The organism is Bacillus sp. FSL R10-2201, from assembly GCF_038008665.1.
Taxonomy (GTDB): Bacteria; Bacillota; Bacilli; order Bacillales; family Bacillaceae_G; genus Bacillus_A; species Bacillus_A mycoides.
Map to the genome: position 1 here is coordinate 1,325,659 of NZ_JBBOZP010000001.1, position 21,546 is coordinate 1,347,204.

Below are 21,546 nucleotides of genomic sequence, written 5' to 3' on the forward strand. Positions count from 1 at the left end.
ATGAGCGAATATTTATCAATTCAACACATCCAAAAACAGTTTGATGCATTTACAGCGTTAAAGGATATTTCTTTTACTGTGAAAAAAAATGAGTTTGTTTGTTTATTAGGCCCAAGTGGTTGTGGGAAAACGACATTGCTCCGAATTTTAGCGGGGCTAGAAGAGGCAACAACAGGTAGTATTGCTGTGAATGGAAAAGATATTACAGCATTACCACCTGGAAAGAGGAACTTCGGAATGGTTTTTCAATCGTATGCATTATTTCCGAATTTAACTGCACTTGAAAACATTGAATACGGCTTAAAAACAAAAAAATATGGAAAAGCAGAAGTAAAAGAAAAAGCGCTATCGGCGTTAGAACTTGTGGATTTGCTGAATGTAAAAGATAAATATCCTGCTCAAATGTCTGGTGGACAACAGCAGCGAGTAGCACTTGCACGTGCGCTCGCTCTGTCTCCCGATATTTTGTTACTTGATGAGCCGTTATCTGCTTTAGATGCAAAAGTGCGTGAAAAGTTGCGCAGAGAAATGCGTGATTTGCAAGAAAAAGTGGGAGTAACAACTATTATGGTAACGCATGATCAAGAAGAGGCATTAACGATGGCTGATAAAATTGTTGTAATGAATCATGCGGAAATTATGCAGATTGGAACACCAGAGGAGATTTATCAAAGACCAGCCAATCCGTTTGTGGCAGATTTTATTGGTTCTATTAATTTCTTTTCGAAAAATAACGAAGAACATGCGATTCGTCCTGAACATGTAACAGTTGTACAAAATAATGGTATTAAAACAGTTGTAGAAAGCATGGAATTTCGCGGTTCTGTATACCGGACGGAAGTGCGGGTCATAGAAGAGAAAACACACCTTTATAATGAGAAAATTGTAGTGGATATATTGGCATCAGAAGTAGAGGAAACTGCTATTAGAAAAGGAAAGCCAATTCAAATCTCTTTCTCAGAAAATCATATGTTGTCATATGGAAAGAAGGTCATTGTATAGATGGAGATGTTAGAAAACTTTAAGGCAGAAAGTACAAAAAAAAAGATTAAGAGACGTATCGGTAAAGAAGAGTGGATACAAAGACTATTAATTATTGGTATGCTTCTTTCATTTTTTATCATGCTTGTATTGCCTTTATTACAACTGTTTACACAAGCCTTTTATGATAAAGATGGAGTTTTTGTTGGTGTTGCGAATTTCAGTAAATATTTCACAACACCAACGCTAGTTCAATCACTACAAAATACGATATGGATTTCGGGCGCTACAACAATTATTTCGGTTACACTTGCTTTCGCTTACGCATATGCGATCGCTCGTACAAATGTTTTTGGAAAGCGCGTATTTCAATACATAGCATTATTACCATTATTCGCACCAACGATGATGCACGGTATTGCGCTTACATATTTATTTGGTAATCAAGGGTTAATAACAAAAGGAATGTTTGGTTTATTTGAAGGAATACAAATACCGTTATACGGACCAGTAGGAATTGTAATGGCTGAAGTTATGTATACATTTCCGCAAGCATTCCTTATTTTATTAATTGCTCTCCAAGGTTCTGATTATCGTTTATATGAAGCTTCTAATATGTTGGGTGCAAGTAAAGTGAAACAGTTTTTTACGGTTACTTTACCTAGTGTGAAATACGGATTAATTAGTGCGATGTTCGTTGTATTTACACTTAGTTTCACTGATTTTGGGGCACCTAAAATTGTTGGAGGACAATATAACGTACTTGCTACTGACGTATATAAGCAAGTAATTGGACAGCAAAATATGTCCATGGGCGCAACTGTCGGAATGATTTTATTGATCCCAGCTATTTTCGCATTTGCAGTTGATCGTATTACGCAAAGAAAACAGGCGAATCTCTTATCTTCAAAAGCAGTACCTTACAGAATAATAAATAATAAGAAAAGAGATGTTATTTCATTCGTATATTGTAGCATAGTCACGTTTATGATCATTCTTTTATTTGTGGCAGTTGGTATTGCTGCAAGTGTGAAAGTATGGCCATATAATATGAGTTTTACACTTGAGCATTTTAATTTTTCAAGTTTGACAGGAGACGGAATTGAAGCATTTAAAAATAGTGTAATTGTCTCAGCTATTACGGCAGTTATCGGGGCGATTTTAACATTTGTGTTCGCTTATGCGATTGAAAAAATAGAACAGCTACAGTTTTTCAGAAAAGTAGGCTACTTTTTCTCTATTGTACCGTTAGCGATTCCTGGATTAGTACTTGGATTAGGATATGTCTTTTTCTTTAGTCAACCAACAATTCAAATTCTAGGACTTTCAGTAACAAATCCGTTTCATTCCTTATATGGCACAATTGCTGTTTTAGTATTAGTAAATATCATTCATTTTTACTCTGTAACGTTTGTTACCGCAACGACTGCTTTAAAGAAACTAGACCGAGAGTTTGAACTTGTTTCACAGTCGATGAGCGTACCGTTTTATAAAACTTTCTTTCGAGTAACAGTACCGATGTGTTTACCAGCTATTTTAGAAATGGTTATGTACTATTTCGTAAATTCAATGGTGACTGTATCGGCAGTAGTGTTCTTATATGCGGCTGATTTTAAACTAGCTGCTGTATCAATTGTAAATATGGACGATGCAGGAAATGTAGCACCAGCAGCTGCAATGAGTGTACTTATTGTTGTTACAAATATTGTAGTGAGGGTTGTATATGAATGGGGAACGAAAGCACTTCGTAACCGAACGTCACAATGGCAAAAAAGATAAGTAAGAAGGGTGATGGATAGAATGAAAATTGAAGCAGTTATTTTTGATTGGGCAGGTACGACAGTTGATTACGGATGTTTTGCACCATTAGAAGTATTCATGAAGATTTTTCATAAACGCGGTGTTGAAATTACAGCAGAAGAAGCTCGCAAACCAATGGGGTTATTGAAGATTGATCATGTTAGGGTATTAACGGAAATGCCCCGTATTTCGAATGAGTGGAAGCATGTCTTCGGACAATTACCAACAGAAGAAGATATTCATGAGATGTATGAAGAGTTTGAAGAAATTCTCTTTGCTATTTTACCGTACTATGCCACGCCAATTGATGGGGTAAAAGAAGTGGTTTCTTCACTACGTGAAAGAGGTATTAAAATTGGATCAACAACTGGTTATACGAGAGAAATGATGGACATTGTTGCAAAAGAAGCAGAAATACAAGGGTATAAACCTGATTTTCTTGTGACGCCAAATGATGTTCCAGCAGGTCGTCCATATCCGTGGATGTGTTATAAAAATGCGATGGAACTCTGTGTATACCCAATGAATCATATGATAAAAGTTGGAGACACCGTGTCAGATATGAAAGAGGGCAGAAATGCTGGAATGTGGACAGTTGGTGTAATCCTCGGTAGTAGTGAGCTCGGTTTAACGGAAGAGGAAGTTGAGAATATGGATCCGTTAGATCTTCGTGAAAAAATAGAAGTAGTTCGTAATCGTTTCGTTGAAAATGGGGCTCATTTTACAATTGAAACGATGCAGGAGCTCGAAAACGTAATTGAACATATCGAGAAACAAGAACTTATTATTTCATAAAGGGGGGCACACGATCATGAATGAAAATCACTATTTATTATTAACACCAGGACCATTAACGACAACAAAAACTGTAAAAGAAGTTATGTTATACGATTGGTGTACGTGGGATGTTGAATATAACACTATGGTGCAAGATGTAAGAAATAGGCTTGTATCGTTAGCGACAAAGGAAGAAGAAAAGTACACAACAGTTTTAATGCAGGGAAGCGGTACGTTTGCGGTTGAAGCAGTAATTGGTTCTGTTATTCCTAGAAACGGAAAGCTGCTAGTTTGTACAAATGGTGCGTATGGTAAGCGGATTGTACAAATGGCAGAGATGTTACATATAGATGTGGTGGTCAGTCAAACAGAAGAGTGGGAGCCTACTAATATTGCAGAAGTAGAACAGTTATTACAACAAGATAAAGAGATTACGCATATTGTAGTTGTTCATTGTGAAACAACTACAGGTATTATTAATCCAATTGTAGACGTATGTAAATTGGGAAAACAATACGGAAAAGTTACACTGGTTGACGCAATGAGTAGTTTCGGTGGTATTGAAATAGATATCGCTGAGTTGCAAATTGACTTTCTAATTAGTAGTGCGAATAAATGTATTCAAGGTGTTCCCGGATTCGGTTTTGTCATCGCAAATCGTGATGAACTATTGAAATGTAAAGGGCAAGCTCGTTCTTTATCATTAGATTTATATGATCAGTGGGAAACGATGGAAGAGCAAAATGGGAAATGGCGCTTTACTTCACCTACACATGTTGTACATGCTTTTTATCAGGCATTACTTGAATTAGAAGAAGAAGGCGGGATAAGAGCCCGTTACAATCGATATTATAGCAATCAAAAACTACTAGTGCACAAAATGAAAGAAATGGGCTTTAAGCCATTATTAGATGAAAAATATCAATCTCCTATTATTACATCTTTCATTTATCCAGAAGCAGGATTTGAATTTTTGCAGCTATATAATGAATTAAAGCGATATGGATTTGTTATTTATCCAGGTAAAATTTCGAAAGTAGATACGTTCCGCATTGGAAATATCGGTGATGTATATGAAGACGATATTAATCGCTTAGTTGATAGTATTGCTAAAGGGGTTGTTATAGGGTGAAAGTATTTTGCTTAGGTGGAGCAGGTAAAATTTGTCGTGAAGCAATTTTAGATTTAGTTCAATTTTCATCTTTTGAGACGATTACGGTAGCCGATTTTAATGAAGAGGAAGGCCGAAAAGTAGTAGAGTGGTTAAATGATCCTCGTGTTGATTTTGTGAAAGTCGATGTGACAAATCATGAGGATACGGTCGCAAAAATGAAGGGCTATAACATTGTAATGGATGGTACGACGATAAAGTTAAATGGATTGTCTACTCGCTGTATCGCAGATGCCGGTTGTCACGGTGTGAACTTAAATGGATTTGGTGAAGAAAATGAATCCCACTCCAAATTTGTTCAACATGGAACAACATGTTTACCTGGGTTTGGTATGACACCAGGTGTAACGCAAATGATGGCCATGTATGCAGCAAATCAGTTAGATACTGTAGAGTCAGTTCGAGTAAGTCATGGCTCGTATCGTCCAATTGCTTTTTCTGCATCAATTACAGAGACAACGACATATGAATATGATCCACATTTGCCGACGCGTACAGTGTATGAGGAAGGTGAATTTAAGCAAGTACCTCCGTTTGCGCGCCCGAGAGAAATTGAATTACCAGCACCTTACGGAAAAACAATGCAGTATATAATCCCGCATTCAGAAACGATTACGTTAGCGAAGGCACTGGAAGATAAAGGTGTACAGCTTATTGAAACAAGAGGAACTTGGCCAGAGCAAAATATGCAGCTCGTTCGTGCTTTATATGATTATGGTATATTGCGTAATGATCAAATTGAAATAAACGGTAAAGAAATTGGTATTATGGATTGTATTTCGAAGTATCTATTAAAATCGAAAGAAGGACAAGCAACAGAGCTTTATGGTTATGCACTTCATGTAGAAGTAGTAGGTATGAAAAATAATCAAGAACAAAGGCATGTGTTATACCATACGCATCCGCTATCTGACGGTTCTGTAGTAGGTTGGGAGAAATTAAGGGCCTATACAAGAAATGTTGGTATCCCATTTGGAATCGCTACAGAGTTAATTGCAAAAGGAGTAGTTAATAAAGTCGGTGTTATTACTCCTGAAGAAGCTTTCGAAAATCCACAAATTATTTTTGACGAACTAGAAAAGCGCGGTATTTATATTCATGAAGAGATTTTCACTGAAAAAGAAAATTATAACTTTGTATAAGTAAGACAGTTTATGAGGTAGATATAAATGGGGTGAGGCTATGTCTGTAGTAGGTGAAGAGAGAAAGAGGACAATTCTTGAGAAGGTAGAGTTTAAAGGAAAAGTAAAAGTTTCAGAATTAGCGAGAGAGTTCGCAGTATCAACAGAGACGATTCGTCGGTATTTAGAAGAATTAGATCGTGAAAAAAAATTGAAGAAAGTGTACGGTGGAGCCGTTCAACTTCCGGGAGCTGGGATAGAGGCACCGATGTTAGAACGAGAGATGCTGCATATAGAAGAGAAGAAAAGAATTGGGTATAAAGCAGCAACGTTTGTGGAAGATGGAGATGTTATTGCGATTGATGATGGAAGTACACCACTTCAAATGGTGCCATATCTTGTTCATCGTAAAAATTTAACGATTGTAACAAGTTCATTTCCAGTAGCAACACAATTAATTTCTTCTATTAATAAAAAGATGTTTCACGGTGAAGTTTTATTTATAGGCGGGAAAGTATCTCCAAAACATTCACGTGTGTCGGGGTCTATTTCACAGCAAGTAATTCATCAATTTCATTTTCATAAAGCATTCGTTTCGATTGATGGGTTGTTGCAAGGTTTTGGGGTTTCTAGCTTTGAATTAGAAAAGGCGAAACTGTCAGAAGCGATGATGAAATTAGCTGAGAAAACGTATATTTTATGCGATCATACAAAGGTAGGCGTCAAAGGGAACTACCGAATAGCAGGATTTTCTCGTATTCAACATATTATTTGTGATAAGAAAATGCCCTATAGTTTTGAAGAAGAAGTCAAAAAGCATAATATTCAATGGACAGTTTGCTAAATGAATTGAATACGTTTAGACTCCCACCTAATTTTTAGGTGGGAGTTTTACTATCAGCAAGTAAAAAAATAAAAGCTTTGTATTTATGCAAAAAGTGGACACATTTTCTCATCTCGTTCATATAATTTACCAATACAAAAAAAGTTGGTCGAAGGAAAGAAGGGAAAGTATGTCGGAACGGATATATAATAAACTTGTATTGTATGCAAACATTTTGCAAAAAATTGGTGTTATTAATGAAAAAGAAAAAAGTGAAATCCTTCATACGATAGGCAAAAAAGCCCTTTGAGTAAAGGGTTTTTTATTTTTTATCTATGGAAATATAAACGTAATGTAATATTCTTATTGACAATGATAATGAGATTCATTATCATTTATTATGTTAGCAATTGATAGTAATTATCAATTGAAATATATATAAGATAAGGGGATATTATTTTGAAAAAAAGTTATATTAAAGCTCTAGTAGTAGCAACAACATTAGCTATTCCATTTGCTGCGTATTCTACTCCAGCGTTAGCAGCAATAAAAATTGAAGCAAACCAGTCGGTAGCAGCAGCCAGTGATCGCACGTATGATACTGAGATTAAAATATATAAGGATCAAAAAGATGAGCCATCTATGGTTTCTCAGTACATAAAAAATCCTAAAGTAGCAATTGAAGATGGGAAAAAAATCGTTACTGTAACAATACAAGATAGCGATTATTTTCAATATCTTAGAATAGAAGATAGAAATCAACCTGGTGTATTTCATGATGTGAAAGTTCTGTCAGAAGATAAAAGAAAAAATGGAACGAAAGTAGTCCAATTTGAAATTGGCGAATTTGAGCAGAAGCACAATATGCAAATGCATATATTTATTCCGGCTATTGGATATGATCACAAATATCAAGTTCAATTTGAAATTAAAGATCCAACTGTAGGTGAAAAAGAAACAGAGAAACCAGATGATAACTCTAATTCAGGCAATACGGAAACAGATAATCCAGTTGATAATCAAAATATGATAACAGATAACAAATTAAGAGAACTTGTTAATAAAAAAGTATTTAATAGAAAAGATTTAAATACACCAATTACGAAAGAAGAGTTATTACAAGTAAAGGACTTGTTTTTAAACACGAATGAGATTCTGGATTATAGTGCATTAAAATATATGCCAAATTTAAAATCTTTAACAGTTGCGAATGCGAAGATAACAGATCCGTCGTTCTTTGCGAATTTAAAGCAATTAAATCATTTAGCTTTGCGTGGTAATGAATTTTCAGATGTAACACCACTTGTTAAGATGGAAAATTTAGAATCTCTTGATTTGAGTAATAATAAAATTACAAACGTTGCACCACTAATTGAAATGAAAAATGTAAAAAGTTTATATCTATCAGGCAACCAAATAGAAGATGTAACAGCATTAGCGAAAATGGAACAGCTAGATTACTTGAATTTAGCAAATAATAAAATTACGGATGTTGCTCCATTAAGCGCATTGAAAAATGTAACATACTTAACTTTAGCAGGTAATCAAATTGAAGATATTAAACCGTTATATTCATTACCTTTAAAGGACTTAGTATTAACGCGTAATAAGGTTAAAGATTTATCGGGTATTGATCAAATGAATCAATTAAATAAATTATTTATCGGTAAAAATCAAATTGAAGATGTAACACCACTTGCTAAAATGACTCAGCTTACAGAATTAGATTTACCTAATAATGAGTTAAAGGATATTACTCCATTATCAAATCTAGTAAACTTACAAAAACTTGATTTAGAAGCAAATTATATTTCAGACTTATCGCCAGTTAGTAAGTTGAATAAGTTAGTATATTTAAGTTTTGTTGCAAATGAAATCCGCGATGTTAGACCAGTAATAGAACTAAGTAAGAAAGCTTATATTAATGTCCAAAACCAAAAAGTCTTTTTAGAGGATACAGAAGTAAATAAAGAAGTAAAAGTACCTATATACGAAAAAGACGGCGAGGTATCTACAAAAATCCGTCTGAAGAGTGATGGTGGTACGTATAGTAATGGTGTAGTGAAATGGAGTACACCAGGTGAGAAAGTATATGAATTTGGAGTGAAAGATCCATTTGCGGATACAGGAATCTTCTTTACAGGATCTGTAATTCAAAATGTAGTAGAAAGTAAAGGGGACAACAATTCTAAAGAAGATGAGAAAGTAGAGGTAGTAGAATTTAAAGATGTACCAAAAGGACATTGGTCAGAAGAAGCAATTCATTATTTAGCGAAAGAAAATATTTTCAAGGGATATGGAAATGGACAATTTGGATTTGGGGATAATATTACTCGTGGACAAGTTGCATCTTTAGTACAAAGGTACTTGAAATTAGAAAGTAAAGTAGAGCAGAAAGAGATGTTTACTGATACGAAAGGGCATATGTTTGAGCAAGATATTGCTACAGTTGCACAAGCTGGAATTATGCAAGGAGATGGTACAGGTAAGTTTCGTCCAGAAGGAGTATTAACTAGGTACGAGATGTCAGTAGTATTACAAAAAGTATTTCAGTTAAATGAAACTGAAAATAATTTGGAGAACTTTACAGACGTACCAACAGGTCATTGGGCAGAAGGATATGTGAAAGCATTAGTGGATAATAATATATCAAAAGGTGACGGGAATGGGAACTTTTTAGGGGATGATTTCGTAACACGTGAGCAATATGCGCAATTTCTGTATAAAGCAATAAAAAAATAATAAATGAGAAAAATACGTTATTCTTTAATAAGAAGAATAACGTATTTTTTATATGTACAAAATCAAGTGCTAAATAGATAGGAGTGTTTACATGTGATAGGCCTATTTTTCCGATAGGTGCTGAAACCATATTGACAAAAAGGCATTCTCGTGTGATAATTCAATTAAATTTTTAGAATAATCAAAAAACATTCCTTTTATATAGAAAGGATTTGAATATTATATTAATATTACGCCGGGGGTGACGAAATGTTATTTTTTCTGAAAAAATGGAACGAATTAAAAGATGTGAAAGCAGAATTGGCACTTCGCGATTGGTTTTATGGTACGAAAATTAGTTTATCGATGTGTACGTCAAAAGAGCCATTAACATTTTTAGTGAATGTAGAGGGAAGAGATAAAGGGGTATTTTCTGAAGAAGATTTTATTGTCGTAAATTGCATGTGTGAGCCAGTATTTGAAAACGAAGAAAAACCAGCTATAGAGTCATTTATGCATGCGGATATTTATAAAAAAAGTAGTGCAGAATGCATTTTACAAGTCCAGACTGTAGATAGTCATTTAATGTCAGAGCTATATGGGAAAGAAGGAGAAGTAACATTCGAAAAACGTAGTGTGGAACGTGTTTTTGGAAAAGACGGTATTACAGAAATGACAATTCCAATTGTAGAAGATGAAAAGAAATTCGCTAATTTATTAGAAAATAATGTTCCGAATTTTATTGAAGGTGGAGGAGTAGTCCTTGTTCATAATTACGGAATGATCGTGTGGGGGAAAACTCCAGAAGAAGCGAAAAAATGGTTGGAAGGTATAGAGTATTTAATGAACTATCACGTAAAGCTTTTAATGATAAAAGGGGCAAAAAGTTCTGTTATATAAAGATGTATTCACAGAGATTACCATCCCTTAAAAATGAAAGCGTTTTAAAAAGAGATTTTACTCATAAAATATAGGTCTCCTTATTATATATAGATTACATGTTGACATGTAAGGAGGAACATATTTTGCGAGTTAAATATCATTTTCTGCCAAAACAGCAGGTGACATTTTGCAAAACGAATGATTCTGGTGAAAAGGCGTTACAAATTATGAATGAAACGGGATTTCGCGCAATTCCTGTATTAGCAGAAAATGAGAAGGAATTCACGGGGATTATTTATAAAGTAGATCTTTTAGAAAAGAAGTGTAATAGCAGATTAGAGGATGTAAGTATAGAAGATGTACTGGAAAGTCCAAATTCGTTTATTTTTGAAAAGGATTCTTTTTTTAGAGCTTTTTACGTTATTCGTCGTCTCCCGTTTTTAGCGGTTTTAAATGAGTATAATGAATTTGTCGGCATTTTAACACATTCTAATGTATTTGATGTCATTGAGGATTCGTTCGGTATGCGGACGGGTGGTTATATATTAACAATTGCAACACAAGATTGTAAGGGAACAATTAAAGAGCTTGGGACATTATTAAAAGCATATAATATCGGTGGACTGTTTACGCTTGATAACGGTGATCAATATATTCGCCGTGTTATCGTAAATATATCGGATGAGTTAAATGAAAAAAAATTAAAGCAATTAATTGAAAAGATAGAGAAAAAGGGATTCAGGGTGAGTCATGTAGATTATATTTAAGTTGAAAAGGAAAGGTACCTATCTGCTATGTGTAGATAGGTATCTTTTTTAGTGCGAGAAATGAATTTTATTTTGAAACAGAAGGTGGAGATAATGCTAAATCAGATAAAAAAATAAAGTCTGCATGCTCACGAATTTTAGGAATAGAAGTTTCGATAATACGTGATGTAATTTCACCTGGAGCCCCAACGTGTCCTATAGCTACCATAATGGGTTTGTCTTGGATTTTTTTTATGAGTAATTGTGCTTGTTTTGAAATGTGACTTACCGTATATACATCATCAAAAAATAATTGGTTTTCAATAATAGGAACGCCTAATTCTTTACCGATTTTTGGGACAACACTATTAGGGTTTGTTTTACTATCTAAATAAAATAAACCGTGTTTTTTACAGGCAGAAAGTATAAGACGTACAATCCTTTCATCAGCGGTTACTTTTGATCCCATATGATTGTTCATTCCTATTGCATGAGGTATTTCTTGAATTGCTTGTTCGAGTCGGTTGTTTATTTCTTCATCGCTTAAATCTGTTGTAATCGCTTTTGGTCCAAGCCACTCTTTTTTTCCTCTAATTGGTTCCATTGGCATATGTATAATAACTTCATGCCCTTTTTTATGGGCAGCTATTGCATCTTGTTTAGTAGAAGGAAGAAATGGCATAACAGCAACAGTGAGTGGAATAGGAAGTGATAACATCTTATCTGTGCCTTTCATATTATTGCCGAAATCATCGATGACAATAGCAACTTTATTCGTATGAGCGTTTGCTTGAATAGGAAAGAGGAAGAATGGTATGAACAGGGTGAAGATAAGAACTGTAATAGTATATTTGCGCATATAAATATTTCCTTTCTATTTTATCCCGCTATTTGCGGGCAGTAAGACTCCCACCTCAAAATTTGGCTGGAGTAAAGAAGTTAGGTGGAAAATCCACTGCCCATAAACGCCCGATTGGTGAAGGCTAATAATTAGTGGAGGATGGACAAAACCCCCACTGATTAAAGTTCACTTTATCAATCATCATTATGTTTTGCGTTTTTACATAAATTAAACAAAAAATGTCGAAGAAAAGTACATTGAAAATAGAGAATCCACTGTTTACTGAGTATTTACAAAAAAGAAGATGAAAAAAATGTCTATTATTGCGAATGTATTTACAAAGATAGAATAATTTGTAATAATTCTCAAAGTGAGGGTAAGGATTTGTAAATTACAGGGGAAAAATGTTAAATTTTCTGATTCTTCAATTTTAAATAGAATTAAGTGTTTAAAGGGCTAAAGTAGAAGAGGCGTTGAGAGTATGGAAGAAAAATAAGGGGGATATGGATGTTTACTGTAAAAAGGAAGTACACATTAGAAAAGCTTTCGCATGATATTCATATGAAACGTGAAGAAATGATTCATTTAGGATTAACAAGTGGGTTAAATAGTATGGAGACAATTCAAGTTAGTCAAGAATTGGACAAGCTTATCGTACAGTATCAGCGTTACAAAGAAAAACAAACACCGAAATGGTTTTCAATTATAAAGGTTCCTATTTTTCAAATTGGGTATGAAGGGAAATCAAACAATTTTTGGAGAATGTTTGTAGCTGGTTTTATGAAATAAGTATAATTACCCTTTTAGGATAAGGATAATTATACTATGTGTAATGGAATCTCTATATGAACTGTCGTTCCTTTGTTTTCTTTACTATCAATAAATATATGCCCATTGTACATCTCTACAATTCGTTTACATATAACAAGCCCAAGACCTGTTCCAGTATCTTTATTAGTAAAGAACGGATGAAAGAGGTGTTTTTGAATATGTTTAGGAATCCCTTTTCCAGTATCAATAATTTGCAAGTGTGCGTGTTTTTCGTTGTTTGTTACTACAATGGTTAATGTATCACCAGAAGCCATAGCTTCAATTGCATTTTTTGTAATGTTTAAAACCACTTGTTTCATATGGTCTTTTGAGCAACGTATATGAACAGGGTGGTCTGGCAAATGTAAATGAAATACAATGTTATGTAGATTCGCTTCAGATTGGATAATTAATGCGACCTCATTAAGAATCGTTCTTACATCATATGTTTGTTCAATGATGGCAGTTGGTTTTCCAAGAATAAGAAATTCGCTTACAATTTCATTAATCCGCTCTATTTCTTGTTCGATTACGGAAAAGTAGAACTGATCCTGTTCATCTTTATATTTCTCTTTTAACAGAGCAACGAGTCCTTTAATTCCAGTAAGAGGGTTACGGATTTCATGAGCTGTACTAGCTGCAAAAGTTCCAACCAATTCAATTTTTTGTAGTTCATTTTGTTGTCTTTCTAGTTTTGTTTGACGTTTTAATAACATATATTGAGCAAGTAAAAATAAAATAGACATTAAAAATAAAGTAGCTATACACTCTATTGAAACTAACTGGTATAAAGTTTGTTGATGAATAGGTAACGGAGAAACAGAGACTTTCCAATTTAATCTTTGGAGTGGGGTAGTAAGCATGTTAGAATGCCCATCGCTTGTTTCGTTATTATCATCGGTTAGAAAAACTACATCATGTTTATCAGTCACTTCGAAATGATATTGTGGTTTAATAGCATTTAAAGAGGCTGAAATGTAGTCAAAGCGTAAACTTGCTAATAATAATCCTGAGAGTTCCTTTTGTCTATTAAATATTGGAGACGCAATCATAATAGCTTGATGTCCAAGAACGCGATCTGTAATAACTGATGATACAGTTGTTTTCTTAGATTGCAATGCATCTTGGATGTATTGGCGGTCAGAAACGTCAATAGGCGGCGAATCGCCTTGGGATGCGAGTGTAATCATCCCATCTGTCGTAGCGTAATATAGACCGGAAAAACGTTGATCATTTCCATCGGTATCATGTACAATCTGTTTAATCCCATTGATGTTGCCAGTTTCGGTCCCTATGACTTTTGCGAGCATTTCTAAGGCAGATATAGCTTCACCAAGGTGATGGTCTAAATAGTCTCTATATAAAAAGAGAACAGTGTGAGCAGATAGTTTGTTTGCCTGTTTCATTTGATAAGTGTGATATGAAAAAAATGTGGCACCAATCCCTATCGTTGGCAGTATAACAAGCAGTATGTAAAAAACTATGCTTTGTAATTTGACTTTCAAATTTGGTACTCCTTCTTTTTTTATTATCATTATATATAAACTATGTTAAAATTGTCATGTTTTTATTCAAGAATCATTTGCATTACATTAGGGAAAGGAAAAGGAATGAGTGAATATTCATTCGGAAGTTGTAATGAGGTGCTACGTTGCTTTTCTTTTTGTTGCGGAGAATTTAAGTGAAGGGTTGAAATGGTATGACATCAAATAATGAGCGAGAAGACATTTCTCAATCTTTAAAAGTATTTATTGCATTATCCCGTGTACATCGTTCTGTTATGGATACTACAAATAAATCCATACAAAGTAACGGATTAAATCCAACTGAGTTTGCTGTATTAGAATTACTATATCATAAAGGAGGCCAACCACTTCAGCAAATCGGTGAGCGTATTTTAATAGCTAGTGGCAGCATTACATACGTTGTAGATAAGCTAGAGAAAAAAGGGCTTGTAAAACGAATTCCATGTCCAAATGACAGGCGTGTTATTTATGCACAATTAACGGAGTCTGGAGAGAGCTTTATTGCTTCTATTTTTCCAGGTCATGAGCAAGTTATATATCAGTCTTTTGAAATGTTAACGAAGGATGAGAAGGATGAATTACTCGAGCTATTGAAAAAAATTGGAAAGTATGAAAAATGATGATATGTTCCAAAGGAGCTTTGGATAAAGAAATCCAAGGCTTTTTTGTGTGCATGTATTTATGACATCATCTACCGCATTTTGCTGAAGAATAAGAGGAGATTTGTAAGTAAGAATTGAATTATAATAATGATGCATATAATGGAGAGGGGGCTCGTTCATGTCATTTAAGGACTATGAATATAAACGGCCAAATATTGAAGAATTAAAAGGGAAATTTACTGTTGCTTTAGAGAAGTTTGATAACGCAAAAACTGTAGAAGAACAAAAACAAGTTATCAATTCAATTAATGAAATTCGTAATGACTTTGGTACAATGGGTAACCTTTGTTACATTCGTCATTCTGTTGATACGACAGATGCCTTTTATAAGGATGAGCAGGATTTCTTTGATGAATTCTCTCCAGTTGTACAAGGGCATGGTACAAAGTATTATAATGCGTTAATTCATTCTCCATTCCGCGAAGAATTAGAGGCGTATTATGGAAAGCAATTATTTGCTCTAGCTGAATGTGATTTAAAAACATATTCAGATGAAGTAGTGAAAGATTTACAATTAGAGAATAAATTGTCTTCACAATATACGCAGTTATTAGCATCTGCAAAAATTGACTTTGCAGGAGAAGAAAGAACGTTATCGCAACTTATTCCGTTTATGCAAGGAAAAGAAAGAAGTGAACGTAAAGCAGCAAGTGAAGCATACTACGGATTTTTAGCTGAGAACGAGGAAGAGTTAGATCGTATTTATGATGAGCTTGTTAAAGTGAGAACGAAAATCGCAAAAACACTTGGTTTTAAAAACTTTGTTGAATTAGGATATGCAAGAATGTATCGTACAGATTATAATGCTGAAATGGTAGCGAACTATCGTCAGCAAGTATTAGATTATATCGTTCCAGTTGCAACCGAGTTAAGAAATAGACAAAAAGCACGCATTGGTGTAGAAAAGCTCGCTTATTATGATGAAAACTTTGAGTTTGCTACAGGTAATCCAACTCCAAAAGGCGATGCCGATTGGATTATTAATCACGGGAAAACGATGTATAAAGAATTATCAGCTGAAACAGATGAGTTTTTTAATTTCATGCTCGATAATGATTTATTAGATTTAGTTGCGAAAAAAGGAAAAGCGGGTGGTGGATATTGTACATATATCGAGAATTATAAAGCGCCATTCATCTTCTCAAACTTTAATGGAACGTCTGGGGACATTGATGTATTAACACATGAAGCTGGTCATGCTTTCCAAGTATATGAAAGTCGTAAGTATGAAATTCCAGAATATAATTGGCCAACATATGAAGCATGTGAAATCCATTCAATGAGTATGGAATTCTTTACATGGCCATGGATGAAGTTATTCTTTGAAGAAGATGCGGATAAATATTATTTCTCACACTTAAGTTCAGCACTTCTATTTTTACCGTACGGTGTATCTGTAGATGAATATCAACATTATGTATATGAAAATCCAGAAGCATCGCCAGCAGAGCGTAAGTCAGCATGGCGTAACATAGAGAAGAAGTATTTACCACATCGTGATTATGAAGATAATGATTATTTAGAGCGTGGTGGTTTCTGGCAACGTCAAGGTCATATTTATAGCTCACCTTTCTATTATATTGACTACACGTTAGCTCAAATTTGTGCACTGCAATTTTGGAAACGTGCAAGAGATAATAGACAAGAGGCTTGGGAAGATTATGTGAATCTTTGTCAACAAGGTGGAAGTAAATCATTCTTAGAATTAGTAGAAGTTGCAAATTTAACATCACCATTCGCTGAAGGGTGTGTAAAAAGTGTAATTACAGAAATTGAAGCGTGGTTACGTGCTGTTGACGACACAAAATTGTAAAAAAACATGCACTTTTTTCCTATGTTTAACATCGACATAATAGAAAAATGATGAGATAATAAAAGAAAATTCAGAATTATTTTAGGGGTGTTTCTAATGGGGAGCGCCCCTTTTCACCAACAAAAGGGGGGAAAGCACTATGCTTCAATCTAATATGGATGTTAGTTTAGAAACTTTAGTCCACTCATTACAGTCTACACGAAGCACGCTGTTATCAGAAATTGAAATGTTAAATGATACGGAGGTGAATGTAAAGCCACGCCGTGATAAATGGAGTATTATTCAAATTTTGCATCATTTGCATTTAGTTGAACAGTCTGTCACATCTGCCCTTGTATATGCTTTGCAAAAAAAAGAAAGAAAACTTGCTCCATTTAAAGACCTCCAACTTACGCTTGATCGCACACATAAAAGGGAAGCTCCTCAACAAATGAAACCAACAGAAACATTAATGAAAAAGCTGCAAGGAATTCAATTACTAGAACATTCACGACAAGAATTATTACATGCCCTTCATAGTGTAATAGATGAAAAAGAATTATTTGAAAATGGATTAAAACATCCTATTTTTAATGATTTGAATTTATATCAATGGGTTCAATTTCTAGATTTACACGAACAAAGACATCTTACACAGCTAAAAGAAGCGAAACATGCAATTTTACAGCGTTAAAATGAAAGAAGTGGGGAACCGCTTCTTTTCTTTTTTACTCATGCATAGTTTTCTTTCTCATTTTGGAATACTACATGGAGAAAAGAAAAGAAGGAGTTGAAAAGCATGTCAAAGAAAAAGAGAGAAGAAGAGCGCGCCTGGAAAGCTCGGAAAGAAAATCAAAAGCCACATGGGAAAGTGAAAGCTTTTGCAGAATTAGTTGAAGGAACAGAAAAAACGTGATGAAGTTCATCACGTTTTTTGTATGAGTGGGAAAGTTAATAAGAAGGTTGTACCTGTCCCTTTTTCGCTTATAATATCAATCTTTCCATCCATTGCTTGAATGACGCTGAAGACGACCATCATTCCGAGTCCGGTCCCTTTTTCTTTCGTTGAGTAGAAAGGTGATCCAAGGCGTTTTATTTGTTCTTGATCCATACCAACTCCTGTATCTTTTATATATAATTGTATATGTTTATGGTCTGGAACTAATGTAAGAATAAGGTCGCCACCTGTAGGCATAGCCTCAATACAATTTTTGAAAATATTTAATAAACATTGGTTCAGTTTTTGCTTTTCGCCAGCGATAAAGAAAGATGTACTTTGTTTTATATAATTTATACGAACATTTGCTAAATTGGCGAGAGGTGTGATCAAAGACAACGCATGAAGTAATTCTTCCTCTACTTGTAATTGTTGTTCTTTTTCAATACTCGGTTTTGCAAAAGTTAAGTAGTCTGTAAGAACGTGATTTGCTTGCTCGATACCATTAATGGCTATGTCGATATATAATTTTCGTTCTTTCTCAGAACATGTATCTGACTGTAAAAGTTGTAAAAAACCTTTCGTTGCAGTTAAAGGATTACGAATTTCATGAGAGATAGAAGCTGCCATTTCGCCGATTAAATGAAATTTCTCAGCGTTCATAAGTTCATTTTGGAGACGAACTTGCATTTGTAATATGTGTAGTAAATATAAAATAAGGATCGTGCCAATCATCGTACATAGTTCGTACACAATGATATGTGGTATATAATCTGCCTCATTTGTAACACTTGCAAGGAAAAATGGTATCCAACCAAATCCATAAGTAAGACTGTAAAAAATAGCAAGTGTTATTTTTATATGATTAGAACTTCGATTAAAAAATTTGTATGTTAATAGTAGAACAATAAATAGGAGAATAGAAGCGATAAAGGATGGAAACGCACCTATTCCTCCCAATAAAAAGCGATAAATGTTTAATACAGCTAAAATAGAACCACCAGCAATAGGCCCTCCCGTTAACGTGCCGACAATTAATACGATATGTCGCATGTCGAACTGAAAACCATTATTTGTTTTTGCTGCGAAAGTGATACATAGTATGGTAGCGAGGCAACACAATACAATAAATATGGCTGAATTTAATTTAGGAGATCGTTTCCCTTTCTGATTCCAAAATAAATGATATACGAGCATTGTAACGAGAATAGATAATATATTTAAAAAGAGGTAAATAATAAAGAGTTCCAGTGGGATGCCTCCTCTCTTCTAACATTAAATTAATCATACTATAAAATGAAATAAATGAAATGCGAAATAGCGGAAAAAATCAGAAATTTTTTCTGGTAGTATACAATATGTTACAATAATCTTTGTCAATGAAAGAAGAAATTCCGTGCACTGCACGGGAGAGGTTCGCGAACTCCCTCTATAAAAAACTATGGAAACAACAATATCATTAGGTATTGTTTTGTTTTTTTATTGTGACAGTTCAAGAACGTTCTTTCTTCTTATTCGTAGTAGAGAAGGAGAATGAGTGAAATGAAAAAAGAAAAAGCAGTTGTTGTTTTTAGTGGTGGACAAGATAGTACAACATGTTTATTTTGGGCGATACAGCAGTTTGAAGAAGTGGAAGCTGTAACATTTAACTACAATCAACGTCATAAATTAGAAATTGATTGTGCAGTGGAAATTGCGAAAGAGCTAGGAATTAAACATACGATACTAGATATGAGCCTATTAAATCAACTTGCTCCAAATGCGTTAACGAGAACGGATATGGAGATTACACATGAAGAAGGTGAATTGCCATCAACATTTGTAGATGGACGAAATTTACTATTTTTATCATTTGCGGCTGTATTAGCAAAACAAGTTGGAGCACGTCATATTGTAACGGGTGTATGTGAAACTGATTTCAGTGGTTATCCAGATTGTCGTGACGTGTTTGTGAAATCATTAAACGTTACATTAAATTTATCTATGGATTATCCGTTTATTATTCATACACCACTTATGTGGATTGATAAAGCAGAGACATGGAAATTATCTGATGAACTTGGAGCATTTGAGTTTGTTAGAGAAAAAACATTAACATGTTATAACGGAATCATTGGTGATGGTTGCGGTGAATGTCCAGCATGTCAACTTCGTAAAGCGGGATTAGATACGTATCTACAAGAACGCGAAGGAGCGAGCAACTAATGGATAACTTTTTTGGATTTCGCATCGTAGAAAATTTGCAAAAAATGGACAAGGATATTCAGCGTGAACAACTCAAATATCATAATAAAAGAGTAATGGTCAGCAAGGAATTTACATTTGACGCAGCGCACCATTTACACTGCTATGAAGGGAAATGTAAAAATTTACATGGACACACATATAAAGTCGTATTTGGAATTAGCGGATATGTAAATGAAATAGGCCTTGCAATTGACTTTGGAGATATAAAAGAGATTTGGAAAAATGAAATAGAAATTTATTTAGATCATCGCTATTTAAACGAAACATTGCCAGAAATGAATACGACTGCTGAAAATATGGTCGTTTGGATTTATGAAAAGATGGCAGAAGCATTAACGAAAGATAATCGTGCGAACGAATATAAGGGAGCCCGTGTTGAATTTGTTCGTCTTTTTGAGACGCCGACTAGTTATGCGGAAGTAAGACGGGAGTGGATGCTCGATGAGTAAAATCCCCGTCTTAGAAATATTTGGTCCAACCATTCAAGGAGAAGGGATGGTTGTAGGACAAAAGACAATGTTTATCCGTACAGCGGGCTGTGATTATAGCTGTGCTTGGTGTGATTCTGCTTTTACATGGGATGGATCGGCCAAAGATCAAATTAAACAAATGACACCGGAAGACATTTGGAATGAGCTTGTAGAAATTGGTGGAGAAAATTTTTCTCATGTTACGATTTCGGGTGGAAATCCTGTTTTGCTGAAAAATATGCAATTTCTTCTTTCTATATTAAAGGAGAATGGAATGCGAACAGCGGTAGAAACGCAAGGGAGTAAATGGCAAGATTGGTTGCTTCAAATTGATGAGGTAACGATTTCTCCAAAACCACCAAGTTCAACTATGAAAACAGATTTTCATATGTTAGATTCTGTTATTCATAAACTAGCAGGGAAAGATTTTAGTTTAAAAGTAGTAGTATTCGATGATCAAGATTTTGAATATGCAGTTAAGATGCACGAGCGTTATCCGAATGTACCATTTTTCTTACAAGTAGGGAATGATGATACGAAAACAGTGGATGATGCGGTGCTTATAAAAAAACTATTAGAAAAATATGAGTGGCTTATTGAAAAAGCTGTGAATTGTAAAGAAATGAATGATGCGAAAGTACTGCCTCAGCTTCATGCGTTAGTATGGGGAAATAAACGAGGGGTATAATGAGAAGGGATGTTTAAAATGGCAGGAAGATTAGATGAAGATTTAAAAGATGTAACATTATTAGGAAATCAAAATACAAAATATTTATTTGAATATAGCCCGGAAATTTTAGAGGTATTTGATAATAACCATCCAAACCGTGATTACTTTGTAAAATTCAATTGTCCTGAATTTACAAGTTTATGTCCGAAAACAGGACAACCAGATTTTGCAACAATTTATATTAGCTACATTCCAGAACAAAGAATGGTAGAGAGTAAATCTTTAAAGCTATATTTATTTAGCTTCCGAAATCATGGTGACTTCCACGAAGATTGCATGAACGTTATTATGAATGATTTAATTAAATTAATGGATCCACGCTATATTGAGGTATGGGGGAAATTTACACCACGTGGTGGTATTTCAATCGATCCTTACTGTAACTACGGCCGCCCAGGAACTAAGTATGAGAAAATGGCAGACTACCGCATGATGAATCACGATTTATATCCAGAAAAGATCGATAATCGTTAATATAGAAAGAAAGGATCTGTATGATATACAGATCC

Annotated in this window: 21 protein-coding genes and 1 riboswitch; of the genes, 18 read left to right on the forward strand and 3 right to left on the reverse strand. The window is 34.4% G+C overall.

Going from position 1 to position 21,546, the window contains the following annotated elements; genetic code table 11:
• The 9 genes from NSQ69_RS06850 (at window position 1) to cbpA (ending at window position 11,043) form a co-directional block, all read left to right on the forward strand.
• Window positions 1–1,002 carry a putative 2-aminoethylphosphonate ABC transporter ATP-binding protein gene (locus NSQ69_RS06850; RefSeq protein WP_002086828.1) on the forward strand — a complete coding sequence of 334 codons (1,002 nt, stop codon included), beginning with the start codon at window positions 1–3 and terminating at the stop codon, window positions 1,000–1,002.
• A complete protein-coding gene (locus tag NSQ69_RS06855) occupies window positions 1,003–2,760 on the forward strand; it encodes a putative 2-aminoethylphosphonate ABC transporter permease subunit (RefSeq protein ID WP_341099094.1) in 1,758 nt (585 codons plus the stop codon).
• 21 nt (window positions 2,761–2,781) lie between these two features.
• The gene (gene phnX / locus NSQ69_RS06860) at window positions 2,782–3,576 is read left to right on the forward strand and encodes a phosphonoacetaldehyde hydrolase (protein WP_002186358.1); all 795 of its coding nucleotides are present in this window, start codon (window positions 2,782–2,784) and stop codon (window positions 3,574–3,576) included.
• Between the two features lie 16 nt (window positions 3,577–3,592).
• On the forward strand, window positions 3,593–4,690 hold the full coding sequence (gene phnW, locus NSQ69_RS06865) for a 2-aminoethylphosphonate--pyruvate transaminase (RefSeq protein ID WP_341099096.1): 1,098 nt from the start codon (window positions 3,593–3,595) through the stop codon (window positions 4,688–4,690).
• Window positions 4,687–5,871, forward strand: a complete 1,185-nt coding sequence (locus tag NSQ69_RS06870; protein ID WP_002126167.1) for a saccharopine dehydrogenase family protein — start codon at window positions 4,687–4,689, stop codon at window positions 5,869–5,871. The genes phnW and NSQ69_RS06870 overlap by 4 nt, the downstream gene beginning before the upstream one ends.
• A 40-nt stretch (window positions 5,872–5,911) precedes the next feature.
• Window positions 5,912–6,694: a DeoR/GlpR family DNA-binding transcription regulator gene (locus NSQ69_RS06875; protein ID WP_002030497.1), complete on the forward strand. Its 783-nt coding sequence runs from the start codon at window positions 5,912–5,914 to the stop codon at window positions 6,692–6,694.
• 438 nt (window positions 6,695–7,132) lie between these two features.
• Window positions 7,133–9,415: an NEAT domain-containing leucine-rich repeat protein gene (locus tag NSQ69_RS06880; RefSeq protein ID WP_050000104.1), complete on the forward strand. Its 2,283-nt coding sequence runs from the start codon at window positions 7,133–7,135 to the stop codon at window positions 9,413–9,415.
• Between the two features lie 249 nt (window positions 9,416–9,664).
• Complete coding sequence (locus NSQ69_RS06885) at window positions 9,665–10,294, forward strand: class II aldolase/adducin family protein (RefSeq protein ID WP_002011549.1); 630 nt, start codon at window positions 9,665–9,667, stop codon at window positions 10,292–10,294.
• A 125-nt stretch (window positions 10,295–10,419) separates the two neighbouring features.
• Complete coding sequence (gene cbpA, locus NSQ69_RS06890; protein WP_002126172.1) at window positions 10,420–11,043, forward strand: cyclic di-AMP binding protein CbpA; 624 nt, start codon at window positions 10,420–10,422, stop codon at window positions 11,041–11,043.
• A 67-nt stretch (window positions 11,044–11,110) separates the two neighbouring features.
• On the opposite strand, the gene NSQ69_RS06895 is transcribed toward cbpA, so the two are convergent.
• On the reverse strand, window positions 11,111–11,881 hold the full coding sequence (locus tag NSQ69_RS06895) for a divergent polysaccharide deacetylase family protein (RefSeq protein WP_002011545.1): 771 nt from the start codon (window positions 11,879–11,881) through the stop codon (window positions 11,111–11,113).
• 489 nt (window positions 11,882–12,370) lie between these two features.
• Between NSQ69_RS06895 and NSQ69_RS06900 the strand changes: the two genes are divergently transcribed.
• Window positions 12,371–12,652, forward strand: a complete 282-nt coding sequence (locus NSQ69_RS06900) for an aspartyl-phosphate phosphatase Spo0E family protein (RefSeq protein ID WP_002011543.1) — start codon at window positions 12,371–12,373, stop codon at window positions 12,650–12,652.
• A gap of 29 nt (window positions 12,653–12,681) precedes the next feature.
• Here the strand turns inward: NSQ69_RS06900 and NSQ69_RS06905 are convergent, their stop codons facing one another.
• Window positions 12,682–14,178, reverse strand: a complete 1,497-nt coding sequence (locus NSQ69_RS06905) for a DUF3149 domain-containing protein (RefSeq protein WP_078202989.1) — start codon at window positions 14,176–14,178, stop codon at window positions 12,682–12,684.
• A 194-nt stretch (window positions 14,179–14,372) separates the two neighbouring features.
• Between NSQ69_RS06905 and NSQ69_RS06910 the strand changes: the two genes are divergently transcribed.
• The 4 genes from NSQ69_RS06910 to NSQ69_RS06925 all read left to right on the forward strand — a co-directional run bounded on the left by NSQ69_RS06910 (window position 14,373) and on the right by NSQ69_RS06925 (window position 17,569).
• Window positions 14,373–14,819, forward strand: coding sequence for a MarR family winged helix-turn-helix transcriptional regulator (locus tag NSQ69_RS06910; protein ID WP_002011538.1), 447 nt, complete (start codon window positions 14,373–14,375; stop codon window positions 14,817–14,819).
• A 160-nt stretch (window positions 14,820–14,979) separates the two neighbouring features.
• Entirely contained in the window at window positions 14,980–16,674 is a 1,695-nt protein-coding gene (locus tag NSQ69_RS06915; RefSeq protein WP_341058581.1) for a M3 family oligoendopeptidase, read from the forward strand.
• 139 nt (window positions 16,675–16,813) lie between these two features.
• Window positions 16,814–17,347 carry a DinB family protein gene (locus tag NSQ69_RS06920; RefSeq protein ID WP_002030551.1) on the forward strand — a complete coding sequence of 178 codons (534 nt, stop codon included), beginning with the start codon at window positions 16,814–16,816 and terminating at the stop codon, window positions 17,345–17,347.
• A 105-nt stretch (window positions 17,348–17,452) separates the two neighbouring features.
• A complete protein-coding gene (locus NSQ69_RS06925) occupies window positions 17,453–17,569 on the forward strand; it encodes a DUF6254 family protein (RefSeq protein WP_000038354.1) in 117 nt (38 codons plus the stop codon).
• A gap of 9 nt (window positions 17,570–17,578) precedes the next feature.
• Here NSQ69_RS06925 and NSQ69_RS06930 read toward each other — a convergent pair whose 3' ends face one another.
• Window positions 17,579–18,787, reverse strand: coding sequence for an ATP-binding protein (locus NSQ69_RS06930; protein WP_002126178.1), 1,209 nt, complete (start codon window positions 18,785–18,787; stop codon window positions 17,579–17,581).
• A 208-nt stretch (window positions 18,788–18,995) separates the two neighbouring features.
• Window positions 18,996–19,039: riboswitch (PreQ1 riboswitch) on the forward strand.
• Window positions 19,040–19,132: 93 nt separating this feature from the next.
• On the opposite strand from NSQ69_RS06930, the gene queC reads away from it, so the two are divergent.
• Genes queC through queF form a run of 4 tightly spaced genes read left to right on the forward strand, consistent with a single transcriptional unit; the run spans window position 19,133 to window position 21,511 of the window.
• Window positions 19,133–19,795, forward strand: coding sequence for a 7-cyano-7-deazaguanine synthase QueC (queC, locus tag NSQ69_RS06935; RefSeq protein ID WP_002186352.1), 663 nt, complete (start codon window positions 19,133–19,135; stop codon window positions 19,793–19,795).
• Entirely contained in the window at window positions 19,795–20,286 is a 492-nt protein-coding gene (gene queD, locus NSQ69_RS06940; RefSeq protein WP_002011526.1) for a 6-carboxytetrahydropterin synthase QueD, read from the forward strand. The genes queC and queD overlap by 1 nt, the downstream gene beginning before the upstream one ends.
• Entirely contained in the window at window positions 20,279–20,995 is a 717-nt protein-coding gene (queE, locus tag NSQ69_RS06945; RefSeq protein WP_002126181.1) for a 7-carboxy-7-deazaguanine synthase QueE, read from the forward strand. Before queD ends, queE begins: the two co-directional genes overlap by 8 nt.
• An 18-nt stretch (window positions 20,996–21,013) precedes the next feature.
• Window positions 21,014–21,511 carry a preQ(1) synthase gene (gene queF, locus NSQ69_RS06950; RefSeq protein WP_002086808.1) on the forward strand — a complete coding sequence of 166 codons (498 nt, stop codon included), beginning with the start codon at window positions 21,014–21,016 and terminating at the stop codon, window positions 21,509–21,511.
• Window positions 21,512–21,546: the final 35 nt, after the last annotated feature.

Coding starts and splice junctions, on each gene's coding strand:
- NSQ69_RS06850 (WP_002086828.1), top strand. CDS start 1: ATGAGCGAATATTTATCAATTCAACACATCCAAAAACAGTTTGATGCA.
- NSQ69_RS06855 (WP_341099094.1), top strand. CDS start 1,003: ATGGAGATGTTAGAAAACTTTAAGGCAGAAAGTACAAAAAAAAAGATT.
- phnX (WP_002186358.1), top strand. CDS start 2,782: ATGAAAATTGAAGCAGTTATTTTTGATTGGGCAGGTACGACAGTTGAT.
- phnW (WP_341099096.1), top strand. CDS start 3,593: ATGAATGAAAATCACTATTTATTATTAACACCAGGACCATTAACGACA.
- NSQ69_RS06875 (WP_002030497.1), top strand. CDS start 5,912: ATGTCTGTAGTAGGTGAAGAGAGAAAGAGGACAATTCTTGAGAAGGTA.
- NSQ69_RS06885 (WP_002011549.1), top strand. CDS start 9,665: ATGTTATTTTTTCTGAAAAAATGGAACGAATTAAAAGATGTGAAAGCA.
- NSQ69_RS06895 (WP_002011545.1), bottom strand. CDS start 11,881: ATGCGCAAATATACTATTACAGTTCTTATCTTCACCCTGTTCATACCA.
- NSQ69_RS06900 (WP_002011543.1), top strand. CDS start 12,371: ATGTTTACTGTAAAAAGGAAGTACACATTAGAAAAGCTTTCGCATGAT.
- NSQ69_RS06910 (WP_002011538.1), top strand. CDS start 14,373: ATGACATCAAATAATGAGCGAGAAGACATTTCTCAATCTTTAAAAGTA.
- NSQ69_RS06915 (WP_341058581.1), top strand. CDS start 14,980: ATGTCATTTAAGGACTATGAATATAAACGGCCAAATATTGAAGAATTA.
- NSQ69_RS06920 (WP_002030551.1), top strand. CDS start 16,814: ATGCTTCAATCTAATATGGATGTTAGTTTAGAAACTTTAGTCCACTCA.
- NSQ69_RS06925 (WP_000038354.1), top strand. CDS start 17,453: ATGTCAAAGAAAAAGAGAGAAGAAGAGCGCGCCTGGAAAGCTCGGAAA.
- NSQ69_RS06930 (WP_002126178.1), bottom strand. CDS start 18,787: ATGCTCGTATATCATTTATTTTGGAATCAGAAAGGGAAACGATCTCCT.
- queC (WP_002186352.1), top strand. CDS start 19,133: ATGAAAAAAGAAAAAGCAGTTGTTGTTTTTAGTGGTGGACAAGATAGT.
- queD (WP_002011526.1), top strand. CDS start 19,795: ATGGATAACTTTTTTGGATTTCGCATCGTAGAAAATTTGCAAAAAATG.
- queE (WP_002126181.1), top strand. CDS start 20,279: ATGAGTAAAATCCCCGTCTTAGAAATATTTGGTCCAACCATTCAAGGA.
- queF (WP_002086808.1), top strand. CDS start 21,014: ATGGCAGGAAGATTAGATGAAGATTTAAAAGATGTAACATTATTAGGA.